Source organism: Pseudoalteromonas sp. Bsw20308 (assembly GCF_000310105.2).
GTDB lineage: Bacteria > Pseudomonadota > Gammaproteobacteria > Enterobacterales > Alteromonadaceae > Pseudoalteromonas > Pseudoalteromonas fuliginea.
Genome location: NZ_CP013138.1, coordinates 2,337,549 through 2,352,904, shown reverse-complemented (window position 1 = coordinate 2,352,904; position 15,356 = coordinate 2,337,549). Strand labels below are relative to the sequence as shown.

Here is a 15,356-nt window from a genome sequence, read left to right as displayed (position 1 = left end):
AAACAATTAATAAAAAATAACCGCCATAACTGGCATCAATATAAGTGCTGTATTTATGCAAAACAGGCTAACAAATCAATCTAATAATACGCTGCAAAACGTTATTGCCAGCAAGCTTGCGCGATCTGTTTTTGCTGGATTTGAGGCGATGTTTTCGCAATTTTTAAATATTACACTGGGTGCGCAAAGCCGTTTTGAACAACGACAGTACCACAGTGTGCAAAGTGCTATGCGTGAGCGTTTACAGGTTTACGAGCGCGAAGTGAAAAACGTGAGTGAAGCCGTGAGAGTTATTGCTTATGCTGAACTTACTTGCCCGCAAACGTGGCAGTTAGCTAAAAATATTTACGGCGATATGGTACAAAATCACGAAAATAAACCTATTGCGCATACTTTTTTTAATTCAACGTTTGGGGCAATTTGGGACGATAAAAAAATTCGTACTGTGCATTTGTTTGTATTAAAAGCAAAGTATCGTAGTGATCCACGCTCTTATGGAAGCTTAGTGAGCAGGGTATCGCTAAATAATGGGTTTAATAACGCCGTTAAAACGCTTATTACTAATCAAATATTTAGAGTGCCATTTAGTAATTTAGAACGCGATGTAGCCACATTACAAAGTACGTTAATGCAAGGCGCTAAGCAGCAATGCAAACAGGTGTACGAACTTATAAATTTAAACGACGGGTATATTGAATACGCCAACTCATTATTTTTTAGAAACAAAGCCTGTTATTTAATTGGGCGCTGCATTGCTAAAAATGGCGACAATATGCCTTTTGCTATCGCTATTTTAAATACCGATGAGGGACTAAAGCTTGATGCTGTAATGATGGGCGCCGATCAATTAAGTTTATTATTTGGTTTTGCACGCACCTATTTTATGGTTGATACCGATAAGCCCGCACGTTATGTAGATTACTTAAGTGTGTTAATGCCACATAAACAACGCTTTGAGTTATTTAACGCCATTGGTTTTATAAAGCACGCCAAAACTGAGTTTTATCGGCACAAGATTGATACGACTAAAAATAGTCCAGCCAACTTCAAGTATGTTACAGCACCAGGGACGCCAGGTATGGTAATGCTGGTATTTACTATTGAAGGGCTAGATTACGTTTATAAAGTAATTAAAGACAAATTTAGTGCGCCAAAAACAGCTACCAAAGCACAAGTGAAAGAAAAGTATAACTTTGTAAAACAAGCCGATAGGGTTGGTCGTTTGGTAGACACACACGAATTTAGATATTTAGCGTTTGATTTAAGCCGTTTTAGCGACGAGCTGCTTGAGCAGATGAAAAGCCAAATTGGCAGCAGCATAGTTATATCTGGCAAGGCACTAATTTTAAAGCACGTTTATGTTGAGCGTAAAATGACCCCGCTTAATTTATATATTAACCAATGCGATAACAAAAGCTTAGAGCGAGTAATGGTTGATTACGGTAAAGCAATTAAAGAATTAGCCGGTGCTAATATATTTCCGGGCGACATGCTAATGAAAAACTTTGGCGTAACGCGATGGGGGCGAGTGGTGTTTTACGACTTTGACGAAATTTGCCCGCTTACCGATTGTAACTTTAGAGACGTGCCACAAACCCAAAATGCACTCGAAGAGCTAAGTAGTAACTCGTATTTTGATATAGCTGAAAACGATATATTTCCGAGCCAATTTAAGGTGTTTTTTAGTGCCAACGATATTGCGTTTAACTATTTTAATGATGAGCACAGTAACTTGTTTTTAGCGACGTTTTGGCAGAGTTGTCAGCAAGAAATACATAATGGTTATCTACCCGATGTTTATCCTTATAAACAAAGTTGGCGCTTTTGAGGTTGTTTGAATCTGTGTTCATCCCCATCTATATGTTATTACAGTTTTTAAACTTGGAGCAACAATGAAATATATTTCTCATGAAGATGGCAATCTTGCATTTAGTGAAACCGAAAAGCCGGTTTTAAAGAGCCATGAAGTACTTGTTAAAGTTGCAGCAATAGGTGTAAACCGTGCAGACAGTATGCAGCGCCAAGGTAAATACCCGGCCCCTGCGGGAGATAGCCCTATTCTAGGTTTAGAATGTGCCGGTGTTGTTAGCGATATTGGTGGTAAAGTTGATAGAGTTTGGCTTAATAAACGTGTTTTTGCTTTGTGTTCTGGTGGCGCTTACAGTGAATACGTAGCCGTTGATGCAAAGCAGCTTATGGAATTACCCGATGATGTAACAATGGCTGAAGGCGCAGCAATAAGCGAAGTGTACCTAACAGCATTTGGCGCGTTATTTGAGCTTGGTAAATTGCAAAAAGGGCAAACAGCGCTTATTCATGCAGGTGCTAGTGGCGTAGGCGGTGCCGCAATTCAAATGGCTAAAAGCGCTGGTGCTACCGTGGTTATTACCGCTGGTACGGATGATAAATGCCAACACGCAAAAGAGCTCGGTGCCGATCATACAATCAACTACAAAACCACTGACTTTGTAGAATATATGAAAGCAAATGAGTTAACAGCAAATGCAATTGTAGATCCTGTTTCGGGTAGTTACTTAAATAAAAATGCCGCTATTGCAGCCATGGATTGCCAAATTGTAATGCTTGCATTTTTAGATGGACGTTTTGCTGAAGTTGATTTTGCCGCGCTTTTACAAAAGCGTATTTCGTTTCATGCCTCAACGCTTAGAAATCGTAGTATTGAGTTTAAACGCCAGGTGCGCGACGACTTTGTAGCACGCTTTTACAATGATATTGCCAATAAAAAGTACGATTTTAACCTGTATAAAACATTGCCTTGGAGCGACGCAAACGAAGCCCATGCTATTTTAGAGCGTAATGAAAACGCAGGAAAAGTGGTTTTACTTGTAGAGTAACTCTTTAATTTTAGGGTTTAGCCCATATACTAAGCCCTATAAAAAATACTTAAGGTTTAATAATGAATCCAATACTAGCAATACTTAAAGAGCACAATGTAAGCGACGAAAAAGTAAAAGCATTGTTTGAAGCGTTTACTCAAAACCCAATGATGGCAATGGCGCTTGTTCAAGAGCTTGGTATTCCGCCAGAAAAGTTACAACAATTAATGGCAGTCGTGATGACTCAACCGCATCTTATTAAAGAAGCGACTGACGAACTTGGTTTAGATTTTGAAAAAGTAAAAGAAGCGAAAGAAAAACTAAATCAACAGTAATTGATAATCTAATTTTCAGATTGATCATATAGCAAGGTAAGCAACTACCTTGCTATACCCGCCGTAAAGCACACACTTTTTGTTACACTCTACATTGAACTGCTCAGCATTTAGTTAGTCATAATAATACTTAATTAACGCAGGGAAATAACATGAAACCGCTTTATAAGTTTTGGAAAAACAACCGCTCTCTTATCGTATTTATTGCACTAATGAGCGTATTTAGAAGCGCTGTAGCCGATTGGTACGAAGTGCCAACAGGCTCAATGAAACCAACAATTCAAGAAGGTGACAGAATACTTACCGATAAAATGGCCTATGATATTCGAGTCCCATTTACGCATATAAAACTACTTAAACTAGCGGACCCACAAACCGGTGATATTATTGTTTTTGACTCACAAGCTGCCGATAACCGTTTAATTAAACGTGTAATTGGTGTGCCAGGGGATACGGTTGCGCTTGAAAATAATGAGCTCATTATTAATGGTAAAAAACTTAATTATGCAGATCAGCAAAGCAACATAGACTCGCTTGATAAAATCGAAGATTTAAACGGGTTAGCGCATTCGATAAGAGTGGCAAATATTCCTTCACGTTTATCGGGCTTTGACGCAATTACAATTCCTGATGATTATTATTTAGCAATGGGCGATAACCGCGACAATAGCGCTGACTCGCGTGTAATAGGTTTAATTCCGCGTAATGAGTTATTAGGAAAAGCAGAGCGCGTTATAGTGTCTCTTGATTACGATAACTATTACCTACCAAGAAAAGACCGCGTATTGAAAAAGCTCAATTAAATAAGATAATTAATTTTATAGTTAAAATATAACTGCCTATTTAGGCAGTTTACTTATATATTTTTTTACAAGCTTGGTAAGAACACTACGCTCTTGTTCGGTATTTAATACCTTACAAAAATCGCCACTGACTGCAACGCCACAAGCACCTGCTTCAAACCACTGAGATATATTATCTAAATTCACACCACCAACAGGCATTAATTGTGCTTCTGAAAATGGACCCGTTAATGCTTTAAAGTAACCAACGCCCATACTACCAGCAGGAAATACCTTAATAATATCAGCGTTATATTCAATTGCATTTGCTACATCGGTAGGTGTTAGTGCGCCCATTAATACGGGTAACCCGTGCTGGTGGGCAAGTTCGACAACCGATTTGTTGGTATTTGGCGTTACGATAAACTGCGCGCCTGCATCAATAGCTTGCTGGGCAAGGGTGGTATTTATTATTGTACCTGCACCAATGAGTGCATTTTTGTGAGCTGCACGCGCTTTTGCTATTTCTTGCTCAAAGCCAGGTGTGTTTGAAGTGATCTCTAATACGTGTATGCCCACATTTACTAAACAATCAATTAATGGTGCTACATCGCTTTGTTGTTTTAAGCGCAGTATGGCGACTAACTTGTGTTGCTTTATTTGGCTACTTACTTTTGTTCTGTTGGTATCTAAAATTTGGGTCATAATTACAATTCACTTTATTTAATGCAAAGGCGTTTGTATAAACGGCTAGGCTTAATATACGACTAAACATTACTTTTGCCCATAAAAAAACCGCTGATGTATCAGCGGTTTTTATTGTATGCGTAATATTACATTACGCGCATACCAGGCTCTGAGCCGTCATCTGGGTTAAGAATATAAATTTCTTTTCCGCCAGGGCCTGCTGCTAATACCATGCCTTCAGACATACCAAAGCGCATTTTACGAGGCTTAAGGTTAGCAACCATAACGGTTAACTTGCCTTCAAGATCCTCAGGTGCGTAAGCGGATTTAATACCCGCAAACACTTGGCGAGTTTCGCCGCCTAAATCAAGTGTTAGCTTAAGTAGTTTATCTGCGCCTTCTACGTGCTCTGCTTTAGCAATCTTAGCTACGCGTAAGTCTACTTTTGCAAAATCATCGAACTCAATCTCGTCGCTAATTGGCTCTTTTGCAAGTGGGCTGTTAGGGTCAATTGTTACTTTTGGTGCTAAGCTTTCTTTAGATTCTTCAACCATTTTGTTCACTTTATCCATTTCAACACGTTGCATCAACGGTTTAAATTTATTTATAGGGTGGCTTACTAGCGCATTTTGAACGCCGTCCCATGCAAGGTCGTCATTTAAAAACGCTTGTACGTTATCAGCCATTCCTGGTAACACGGGTTTTAAGTAAGTAATTAAAACGCGGAACAAGTTAAGACCAAGAGAACACACTTCGTGTGCTTCTTGTTGCTTAGTTTCGTCTTTAATTAATACCCAAGGTGCTGCGCCATCAATAAATTGGTTTGCTTTGTCGGCAAGCGCCATTATTTCGCGAATTGCGCGGCTGTAATCGCGGTTCTCGTAGTGTGTTGTAATGCTCGGTGCAGCAGCTTGAAACTCTGCTAACAGCTCTGGTTGCATAATAGTGCTGCTTAGCTTGCCATCAAACTTTTTAGTAATAAAGCCAGCACAACGGCTCGCTATGTTGACTACTTTACCTACTAGGTCTGAATTTACGCGCTGTGCAAAGTCTTCTAGGTTTAAATCAAGGTCAACAATACCGCTACTTAATTTTGCTGCGTAGTAGTAACGTAAGTACTCTGGGTTTAAGTTATCTAAATAAGTACGCGCTTTAATAAACGTACCCTTTGATTTAGACATTTTTTCGCCATTCACAGTTACAAAACCATGAGCGAATACGTTAGTTGGCTTTCTAAAATTAGCGCCTTCTAGCATTGCTGGCCAAAATAAGCTGTGGAAGTAGATAATGTCTTTACCAATAAAGTGATAAAGCTCTGCGTCTGAACCTTCAGCCCAAAACGCATCAAAGTCGAGGCCTTTTTCGTCACATAGGTTTTTAAAGCTCGCCATGTAACCAATAGGTGCATCTAGCCAAACGTAAAAATATTTGCCTGGTGCATTTGGGATTTCAAAACCAAAGTAAGGCGCATCACGGCTAATATCCCACTGTTGCAGGCCATCGGTAAACCATTCGTCTAGCTTGTTAGCCATTTCTTGCTGAATAGTTCCCGAGTGTAACCACTCTTTTAGCATGCCTTCAAATGCTGGCAGGTCAAAAAAGTAATGCTCAGAATCTTTAAGTACAGGCTCAGCACCTGACATTACAGAACGCGGATTAATGAGTTCGGTAGGGCTGTATGTAGCACCACACGAATCACAGCTATCGCCGTTTTGGTTTTCAGACTTACACGTTGGGCAAGTACCTGTTACAAAACGGTCTGGTAAGAAAATACCTTTTTCTGGATCGAATAATTGCGAAATAGTGTGCTTTTTAATATGACCGGCATCGTTTAGGCGGTTATAAATAAGTTCGCTTAATTCTTTGTTTTCTTGGCTGTGCGTGCTGTGGTAGTTATCAAATTTGATATTAAAGTCAGCAAAGTCGCGTTGGCGCTCTATGCTCACTTGTTTTACCATTTCTTCAGGCGTGATCCCTTGCTTTTGCGCATTAAGCATAATTGGCGTGCCGTGGGCATCGTCTGCGCAAACATAATAAGCTTCGTGGCCTTGTAGTTTTTGAAAACGTGACCAAATATCAGTTTGAATATATTCCAATAAATGACCTAGGTGAGTAGGGCCATTTGCATAAGGTAATGCGCTGGTAATCAGGATCTTTCGCTGCGTCATAATCATTCCGAATTGAGGATAAAGCGCCGTTTTTATTATACAAACGGCAATTATCATTAATTTATCTACAAGCTATCTGCTTAGAGTGCGCACAGCTTATGGATTTTTATTAATTGACTGGTGTTAATGCCCTGAATGTTACATAATTCCGTGGCACTTTTCATCAAAGAAACGCTATTTAATTGCTATGTTTGGACTGTCGAAACTATTCTCTTCTAAATCGGTGCAAAAACAACCGATTATAACTGCCTTAGCGGCATATCGTAGTGCGGCTTTTGCCGTCGGTATTGACGAAAGCTTTATCGATACTATTACTCAAAATGACGATAAATCACTACACATTAAATTAACTCTGCCATTTGCTGGGCAATCAGAAATGCCTTTAGTTGAGCAACACGTAAGTGAAAGCTTAAATGTGCCTGTAACAATTAGCGCCAAGGTTATCATTAAAGAGGCGGCTAAGTTTAAAGCGATTAAACATATTGTGCTTATTGCCTCAGGCAAAGGTGGGGTAGGTAAGTCGACTACTGCTGTTAACTTGGCAGGCGCGCTTAAAAATGAAGGCGCAAAGGTGGGTATTTTAGATGCTGACATTTATGGCCCATCTATCCCAATGCTTTTAGGGTTAGTGGGCGCAGAGCCCGTCACTAAAGATAACAAACAGCTACAGCCTTTTGATGCAAATGGCATTAAAGCGCAGTCAATTGGCTTTTTAGTTCCAAGCGATGATGCCACGGTATGGCGTGGACCAATGGCGTCAGGCGCGCTGAGCCAGTTACTTAACGAAACCGATTGGGGCGAGCTTGACTACTTAATTGTTGATATGCCACCTGGCACCGGTGATATTCAACTTACAATGAGCCAAAAAGTACCCGCTAGCGGCACAGTTATTGTCACTACGCCGCAAGACTTAGCCCTTGCCGATGCGCAAAAAGGCATTGCTATGTTTAATAAAGTAAACGTACCGGTGCTTGGCTTAATAGAAAATATGAGCCACTACATTTGCAGCCACTGCGGTGAGGCAAATCACGTATTTGGTAAAGACGGTGCACAAAAGTTGGCGCACAAGCATGGCGTGCCTGTACTTAGCCATATTCCACTTGCAATAGATATACGTGAGTATTCTGAGCAAGGTAAACTTATTGCAAACGATAACGACGCAACAATAAGCAAAACATACAGCGCAGCAGCGAGGCTAATAGCCAGCACGCTCTATTATCAACAGCATCACAATGCGATTGAAATTGTGATTACAGAAGATTAATAAATAATGAGACTTTCAGACACACATATTAAAGAATACCTAAGCGATGGCCGCATTGTTATTGAGCCTGCACCAACAAGTGATATGATTTCAGGCGTGACTGCCGATTTACGCTTGGGAAATAAATTTAGAACTTTTAATGCGCATAACGCCGCATATGTTGATTTAAGTGGTCCAAAAGATCAGTTAAATAAGGCCATGGAATCGATCATGAGTGAAGAAATAGTGCTTGATGAAGGTGAAGCATTCTTTTTACACCCAGGTGAACTTGCACTGGCTATTACCCATGAAAAAGTAACGTTGCCAGCAGATATAGTAGGTTGGTTAGATGGACGCTCATCGCTTGCACGTTTAGGTTTAATGGTGCATGTAACCGCGCACCGAATAGACCCAGGCTGGAGCGGTAATATTGTTTTAGAGTTTTACAACTCAGGTAAATTACCACTGGCGCTTCGCCCACTGATGAAAATTGGGGCTATGAGCTTTGAAATGTTATCGGGCCCATGTGAAAACCCATACAATATTCGTAAAGATGCAAAATACAAAGATCAAAGCAGCGCAGTAGCAAGTCGTATTAGTGACGATAAATAATCACCAAATATAGGCATTACTCGTCTATTTTATGAAGCGCATAGCCAAGTAACTCAAAATACTGGTTAAGCGCTTTATTTGCTTTATTAATATGCTCACTATTTGGGTATATTAAATTACTACTTTTTAAGCCTCCCACTAAAAAGCTATTTTTTATATATGTGTGGCCTTCAATACAGGCTTCAAAACACCGCGCTGCAAGCTCTTCTGGCATGCTCATATAATCCATATTGTGGGCTTTATCGTGTTCTATACACGTTTGTACAAAGTTATTTGCATCAATACCATCTTCATCTAAAAATACATGTTTATAAAAACTGTTCAAAGCATTATTAAGTGGATGCGATAAATTAGGCGTGTTTGAAAGCCATAATTTTGAGGCAAAACCAAATCGTGGTTTTGCTGCAAATAAATGCTCGCTTATATGATGGTCAAACGCATGAAACCATTCGTGAGCAAGTGCACCACCGCCTGCATTTTTTGCAAGGGCAAGCGTTTGAGAAGCTGCATTATAATGCGCTTGCACACCTTTTTGACCACCATGACCAAATGCAAAGTTAAGCTTGCCGCGCAGGCCAATAGCTTTGGGCGGTAAATGCAGTATTTGCGCAAGATCCGCCAGCGCATCGTAAATTAAATTAGCGCTAATGTAGCGCTCTTCTTTAGTTACCCATTTACCGACGACCATAGATCTAAAGCCGAAGGTATCTCTTATATCGCTAAAGTCGACTTGGTCGTCAAAGCGATAGTCGGGTCCTTGGCGAGTAAAGCCACGTTTTAGTCTGTTAGGGTAGTTACGCATTGCAAGTTTCATATAGTAACGAATTTAATCTAAGTAACGTGCTTTTACGTGCTCAGGCATGTGTTGGGTTTGTTTTTGTATTAATTCATTAAGCGTATTATAAAGTGGTGCGGGATTTAGCTGCTCTATTAAAAACAAACTATGCGCTACAGCTTCAAGTGTGGATAGGCTGTCGGCCCTAGGGGCTTTACGAATAGCATAACGATTTTTGGGTAGCTGTTTAAAACTGACCGTTTTAAATTGATTTAGTAATGTGGTGAGTTGCAAAATTTTGTAGGCTTTTTTCCAAGTACCATCAACCACGATTAAATGGGTGATGTTTTTTACACTTAGCTGCTCAGCGCTATCGTCTAAATTTATAGCGTGTTCGTTAGGGTAGAGTAAAACAGTTGAGCTTACTGGCAGTGTTTTTAGTATGGAAAAGTCATCATTATTTTCGCCTTTGATTATTTGGCAATCAGTTAGGCATAAATTGAGTAGTTTAGCGGTATTTTTTGCTATTTTTTCTTCACTCGGGTGCTGTAGAATAATAACCGTAACTTTGTTGTTTATATTTGTAATTGCGTTGCAAATACAGGTGTTTAGTGAAAAGTTACAATGATTACAAAGTGTGCGTGCCATTTAATAAACTTTTTGTTGCCAGTATGATCCTCGCAATTATACATTTATAAGGTAATTAAGTTGGTTTTTTTTACGCATCAATATAAAGTAGTACTATTAAACTGTAACTTACATGGATTGTTTTAAGGGCTTAAAATATGACAGAAATAAATATTGATACATCGGCATTAGAGAGTATGGAATCGTTATTGGGTGAGCAGTTTGCTGACACGCTTGATTTTTGTTGCGCAGAGTTTGAACGTTTAGGCTCTGAAGTTTTAGCAACTATTGGTAAAGACAGAGAAGCGGCTATTCGTCACTCTCACAGTTTAAAATCGAACGCGGCGCAGTTTGGCGCTTCAAGCCTTGCTGAAGTATCGCGTGTTATTGAGCAAAATTTAAACCTAGATAACCTAGCTAAAGCTATCGACGCATCTAATAGCTTAATGGCTCAAGTAACAGGCTCTCAAGCTAAGCTCAATGAATGGTTAGCATCTCGCTAATTATTGAAGCTGAAACGTGAATTTATTTCAGTATTAAGCACCTAAATTGACTGGCATTTTACGCCTTTACTAGGTTAGTCTAAAGACTCACTAGGGCGTATTGATCTTTCGGGATTGAATTTGCAACGAGTGTCTGGTTTTTAGGTTAGGCAGAGCCTATGCAGTGTGGTTTTTCCACATAAATAGGCGATAACAACACATAAAAACCAAACACGCATTGCCCAGAGGGTTCTTCCTAGGGGCTATTTTCTCTTTGTTACTCAATTTTTACTTAGCCCATTAGGTTACAAATCTCGCGCCGCGATTAAATCGCCCCTAGGTTGAACAAATTTAATCCATAAAGTCAATACGCCCTAAAGAGGTAAAAATGTCTGATATTAAAAAGAGTCACAAATTAGAAGGTGTATGTTATGACATTCGTGGGCCGGTTTTAGCACAAGCTAAAAAAATGGAAGACGAAGGTCAAAAAGTATTAAAATTGAATATAGGTAATCCGGCTGCTTTTGGTTTTGATATGCCAGAAGATATGCACCGCGATATTATCCGCAACTTATATTCAGCCCAAGGTTACTGTGACTCTAAAGGCCTCTATTCAGCCCGCGTGGCTATTTATCAGCACTATCAACAACGTGGATTACATAATTTAGATGTAGATAGTATCTATATTGGTAATGGCGTAAGCGAACTTATTCAAATGATCACCCAAGCGCTATTAAATAATGGCGATGAAGTGCTTATTCCAGCTCCAGATTATCCACTTTGGACTGCTTCTGTCACATTATCGGGTGGTAATCCGGTGCATTATTTATGTGATGAAGAGCAAGATTGGTTTCCGGACATTGCAGATATAAAAAGCAAAATAACATCTAAAACTAAAGCGCTGGTATTAATCAATCCTAATAATCCGACAGGTGCGGTTTACAGTGACGATTTGCTAATGCAATTAATTGATATAGCACGTGAACATAAACTACTGTTATTGAGCGATGAAATTTACGAAAAGATTTTATACGATGATATAACGCATACTTCAATCGGCTCACTTTGTGATGATGTACCAATCATTACTTTTAACGGTTTAGCTAAAACCTACCGTGCAGCAGGGCTGAGAATGGGGTGGATGGTGTTAAGCGGTCGTACCTCAGTTATGGATGATTTACGCAAAGGTCTTGAAATACTTTCATCTATGCGTTTGTGCGCTAATGTACCTGCGCAATATGCAATTCAACAAGCGTTGGGCGGCGTGCAATCAATTGATAATTTAATTAACCCTGGTGGTCGCTTATACGAGCAGCGCGATATAGCATGGCGCGGGTTAAACGCTATTGAAGGCATTAGTTGTAAAAAACCAAAAGGCGCGCTCTATGCGTTTGCCAAAGTAGATACAGCACTTTTTAACATTAAAGATGATGAAAAGATGATGTACGATTTGCTAAAAGCCGAAAAAATATTACTTGTGCATGGCAGGGCGTTTAATTGGCCCGAGCCGGATCATTTTAGGTTGGTATTTTTACCAAGCAAAGATGATTTATCGGATGCGATGTTAAAAATGAAGCGCTTTTTTAAAGACTATCGCCAAGTATAGCTATTAAAAAAATAAAAAAACGAGCCAAATTTGGCTCGTTTTTTACTTTAGTCATGAATATATTAGCTAATACGCTTTATCTACACGCACCGTGTTGTCGTTCAAGTAAACTAATCTTACGTTATCGCCTTTGCTAAAGCGCATTGATTGGTCTTGATCTTGAACAACCATAAACTGATCGCCGTTTTCAACTTGTATTAATAACTCTACAAAATGATTTTGCTGATAATGACTTTGCTGCTGCCTATTATGTGCAACACTGCCGCCAATTACCGAGCCTAATATTGTTGCTACTGTGCGGCCGCTACCGCCACCAAACTGGTTGCCTACAACACCGCCGAGTAATGCACCGCCGAAGGTTTTCCAGCCGTTGTTTTTGTCTTGAATGATTTCTTGTTCGGTAATATTGCGGACCGATTTTACGTCACCAAATAAAACTTGCTGCACAGGAACTGCTTTATTGCGCTCGTATTTAGCAAACGTAGGCGCACTTATTGTAAGTAAAGCGCACATCATTACAGTAATTGCTTTCATAACTTGCTCCTTTTATACCAACCTGCATAAATCTTTGATCAATTTAACGAATTAAATTGCGCTATAACGTCGTTAAAAATTTTTTATTTAGAACCACTAGATACAAAAATTTTTGCCTAGTACTAGCGTAATTTTCTTAACGTTAAATAGACCCCATATATAAGCCGATTGGTATTAGCTACCAGCCAAAGGTTGATTTTTCTTTCGTTTTACGAATTTCAGTTTCGTCTGCCCATTCAACTAGGCCGCTTTCCATATCCATTAGACGCATCGTAAATTTATAGTATACGTCTGACTTATCAGCATTTGATTTAACGATACTTGATAAATTTCCGTATAACATATATTGCGCGCCAATTTGTTTACCAAATGCAACGGCTGTAGCAGGGTTAACAAGGGCATCTTCGTTTTGAAAAGTTAATTGCTCACGTACTGACTCAACACGGGTCATATCTACAAAACGGAACTTACCGCTGCGTAGCATTTGTGTTGAGATTGAATCGGTGATTGATTCAGTATCAATGTGTTCACTGGTTTTGTTTTTAATACGCTCAACAAATACTACAGGGCGTTTATTAGCGGTCATTGTGCCAACAACGGGTGAGCTGAGTAATGAATCGGTCATTTGGCTCGCTACTTTTTGTAAGTCAGTAGAGCCAAAATTAATATCGGTTGTTTCTACGGCTTGTGCGTCGCCATAACTTACTACGGCTTTATTAGCACAGCCACTTAATACTAAAGCGCTCAAGCCAACTAAAGCGTAAGTTGATGCTGTTTTAAATTTGTTACTGATGATCATGGTTGTTTCCTTTAATCTTTAAATTCTTGTGATTCGGTAGACACTTCTCTAACTGCTAAAGAAAAGGTAACCGCATCAGAGCTTGGTGCTAAGCCCGGTAATTGTGTTTTTGCAAAACCAAATAAGGTGAGTGCTTGCCAAGGTGAGTGGTTGCCTTTAATAACAAAGCCGTCTTTATCAAACCAATTAAATTGATACTGTAAATACTGTGATTTTTTATACTGACTCGAAAGTGTCACTACCACATCGGTTAACTGGTTTGTTTGACGGGTCTTTATGTCAGTTATAGTCAGCTTTTTACTTAAAGCTGGGTTATCAACACGTAATTGCTCATTAAACTGGCTTTTATTTTGTTCAACAGAAATACCGGATGTAATCGGTTTACTTGAACATGCACTTAGCATTAGTACTGCTAATAATGGCGCTATGTATTTCATGATGGCTCCTAAAGTTGAACTACGTGGTAATTAAAGTAGTTATTGATAGAGGTTAAGTAAATTAACGTTAACCCTTGCTTACTAATGGTGAAATTTATAGGCGCTTGTGTGCCTATATGCAGAGAATGCTCACCTGTATTTAGGTTTTGCCTTGCAACACTTATTTGATTTGGAAGCGTAAGCCAACTGCGTGTATCAGCTTGCTCAGATGCCAAATTATAAATATTGGCAATTATGTTACCTACATCACCGGCGCTGCGAGCAAACTCTGCACGCACTTTTTCTTTTGCCACTAACCTAAGTACTTGACGGGCTACTTTTGCAGGTATTTGATCTTCTAATGTTTTGGCTGCAAGTGCTTCAATGTGTACCAGTGGACTAAGCGTTAAGCTTTGTACATCAATGTTTATGGTGTTAAGACGGCGCACATAGGCGTTATCTTTATATACCGGCATTGCTAGGCTATAAAAGCGTGCATCGCCACGTGATGAATAAATTGGTAAGCGCAGTTTAAATTCATCTTGTTTTGGTACTAAGCCTTGTTCAAATAAAACAATCACTTCGCCTTGTGATGAAGAAATAGTTGGCGCATCACTAAAACGTTTTTTGAATTCACTTAAGTCTTGCGCAAACCCTTGTTTTTTAGCAAGGCGTATTACGTCCTGTTGTAAATAAATATTGTTAGGTTGTATAGCGAGTGCTTTTTTATAATCAATATAAGCATCGTCGTATTGTTTAGCACTTTGGTAAAGCAAAGCAGATAAGTAAAACGTGTAGGCATTTTGAAAGCCATTTTTTACATCCCTGGTTACATTGTTCATACTCGGGTAGTGCTGTTGCGCTTCTTTTATTGTTGAGTCTACTTCAGTTTGATTTTCTGCAAGTGCATCAACTTGTACTTTATTAGCTCTACGAATTTCTACTAAAGCGCCTTCAATATCATTTTTATATACATAGTTAAGTGCTTTATAGCTATGAAGCATGCTCATTTCGTAAGCAGGTGGAACATAGGTAATGGCTGAGTCGTTAGTAAATAACGCATTACTTTGTTCAAGCCCTGCACTTACCTGTATTTTGGCGGCTTCACGTTTTTTTTGCATTTGCGTATACACATTCTCGAATTTGCTTTGTGCATCATTTGCTGTATTCGCTAAGTCGTTTAAACGAGCTTGCTCGAGTTGGTTGAGTAAGTAGCTGCTGTGCAGGGTGCTATTATTAGCAATAAGGGATTGCGCTTCTTCGATATTATTTTTCTCGATCGCATTTCTTATTGGTGTCATTTGCGTGGCATAGTCATTAAATAGGTCACTAAAACCTATTGTGCTACACCCACTTAAAATAAAACAAAAGCTTAAAGTTATACTTAGGCGCACTGCGCACTCCTCTTAATTTACCTACATACATTAACATATTATTTTTAGCTAAATGTGTG

The 15,356-nt window shown here is 39.3% G+C and carries 16 protein-coding genes; 8 read left to right on the top strand and 8 right to left on the bottom strand.

Annotated features, from left to right (window positions below; all coding sequences use genetic code 11):
• The first annotated feature begins 55 nt into the window (after positions 1-55).
• The 4 genes from aceK to lepB all read left to right on the top strand — a co-directional run bounded on the left by aceK (position 56) and on the right by lepB (position 3,975).
• Entirely contained in the window at positions 56-1,828 is a 1,773-nt protein-coding gene (aceK, locus tag D172_RS10075; RefSeq protein ID WP_007375419.1) for a bifunctional isocitrate dehydrogenase kinase/phosphatase, read from the top strand.
• Between the two features lie 64 nt (positions 1,829-1,892).
• Complete coding sequence (locus D172_RS10070) at positions 1,893-2,855, top strand: zinc-binding dehydrogenase (RefSeq protein WP_007375418.1); 963 nt, start codon at positions 1,893-1,895, stop codon at positions 2,853-2,855.
• Between the two features lie 62 nt (positions 2,856-2,917).
• Entirely contained in the window at positions 2,918-3,172 is a 255-nt protein-coding gene (locus D172_RS10065) for a DUF2999 family protein (protein WP_002963210.1), read from the top strand.
• 152 nt (positions 3,173-3,324) lie between these two features.
• On the top strand, positions 3,325-3,975 hold the full coding sequence (gene lepB / locus D172_RS10060; protein WP_007375417.1) for a signal peptidase I: 651 nt from the start codon (positions 3,325-3,327) through the stop codon (positions 3,973-3,975).
• 36 nt (positions 3,976-4,011) lie between these two features.
• Here lepB and D172_RS10055 read toward each other — a convergent pair whose 3' ends face one another.
• Entirely contained in the window at positions 4,012-4,659 is a 648-nt protein-coding gene (locus D172_RS10055) for a bifunctional 4-hydroxy-2-oxoglutarate aldolase/2-dehydro-3-deoxy-phosphogluconate aldolase (RefSeq protein ID WP_007375416.1), read from the bottom strand.
• A 128-nt stretch (positions 4,660-4,787) separates the two neighbouring features.
• A complete protein-coding gene (metG, locus tag D172_RS10050) occupies positions 4,788-6,809 on the bottom strand; it encodes a methionine--tRNA ligase (protein ID WP_007375415.1) in 2,022 nt (673 codons plus the stop codon).
• A 187-nt stretch (positions 6,810-6,996) separates the two neighbouring features.
• Here metG and apbC point away from each other — a divergent pair, with 187 nt between their 5' ends.
• On the top strand, positions 6,997-8,073 hold the full coding sequence (gene apbC / locus D172_RS10045) for an iron-sulfur cluster carrier protein ApbC (protein ID WP_007375414.1): 1,077 nt from the start codon (positions 6,997-6,999) through the stop codon (positions 8,071-8,073).
• A 6-nt stretch (positions 8,074-8,079) separates the two neighbouring features.
• Positions 8,080-8,664, top strand: a complete 585-nt coding sequence (gene dcd / locus D172_RS10040; protein WP_007375413.1) for a dCTP deaminase — start codon at positions 8,080-8,082, stop codon at positions 8,662-8,664.
• 16 nt (positions 8,665-8,680) lie between these two features.
• On the opposite strand, the gene D172_RS10035 is transcribed toward dcd, so the two are convergent.
• Together D172_RS10035 and D172_RS10030 are read right to left on the bottom strand one after the other, a co-directional pair.
• Positions 8,681-9,466: a CLCA_X family protein gene (locus D172_RS10035; RefSeq protein WP_033022998.1), complete on the bottom strand. Its 786-nt coding sequence runs from the start codon at positions 9,464-9,466 to the stop codon at positions 8,681-8,683.
• Between the two features lie 24 nt (positions 9,467-9,490).
• Entirely contained in the window at positions 9,491-10,087 is a 597-nt protein-coding gene (locus D172_RS10030; protein ID WP_007375411.1) for a tRNA-uridine aminocarboxypropyltransferase, read from the bottom strand.
• A gap of 137 nt (positions 10,088-10,224) precedes the next feature.
• Here D172_RS10030 and D172_RS10025 point away from each other — a divergent pair, with 137 nt between their 5' ends.
• Both D172_RS10025 and D172_RS10020 read left to right on the top strand, forming a co-directional pair.
• Positions 10,225-10,569: an Hpt domain-containing protein gene (locus D172_RS10025; protein ID WP_007375410.1), complete on the top strand. Its 345-nt coding sequence runs from the start codon at positions 10,225-10,227 to the stop codon at positions 10,567-10,569.
• Between the two features lie 367 nt (positions 10,570-10,936).
• Positions 10,937-12,154 (top strand): pyridoxal phosphate-dependent aminotransferase, encoded by a 1,218-nt coding sequence (locus D172_RS10020; protein ID WP_007375409.1) that lies wholly within the window; start codon positions 10,937-10,939, stop codon positions 12,152-12,154.
• A 66-nt stretch (positions 12,155-12,220) separates the two neighbouring features.
• Here D172_RS10020 and D172_RS10015 read toward each other — a convergent pair whose 3' ends face one another.
• The 4 genes from D172_RS10015 to D172_RS10000 form a co-directional block, all read right to left on the bottom strand.
• Positions 12,221-12,688 (bottom strand): glycine zipper 2TM domain-containing protein, encoded by a 468-nt coding sequence (locus tag D172_RS10015; RefSeq protein WP_007375408.1) that lies wholly within the window; start codon positions 12,686-12,688, stop codon positions 12,221-12,223.
• Between the two features lie 178 nt (positions 12,689-12,866).
• Positions 12,867-13,487: a penicillin-binding protein activator LpoB gene (lpoB, locus tag D172_RS10010; protein WP_007375407.1), complete on the bottom strand. Its 621-nt coding sequence runs from the start codon at positions 13,485-13,487 to the stop codon at positions 12,867-12,869.
• Between the two features lie 11 nt (positions 13,488-13,498).
• A complete protein-coding gene (locus tag D172_RS10005) occupies positions 13,499-13,924 on the bottom strand; it encodes a YcfL family protein (RefSeq protein ID WP_007375406.1) in 426 nt (141 codons plus the stop codon).
• An 8-nt stretch (positions 13,925-13,932) separates the two neighbouring features.
• Positions 13,933-15,297: a COG3014 family protein gene (locus tag D172_RS10000; RefSeq protein WP_007375405.1), complete on the bottom strand. Its 1,365-nt coding sequence runs from the start codon at positions 15,295-15,297 to the stop codon at positions 13,933-13,935.
• Positions 15,298-15,356: the final 59 nt, after the last annotated feature.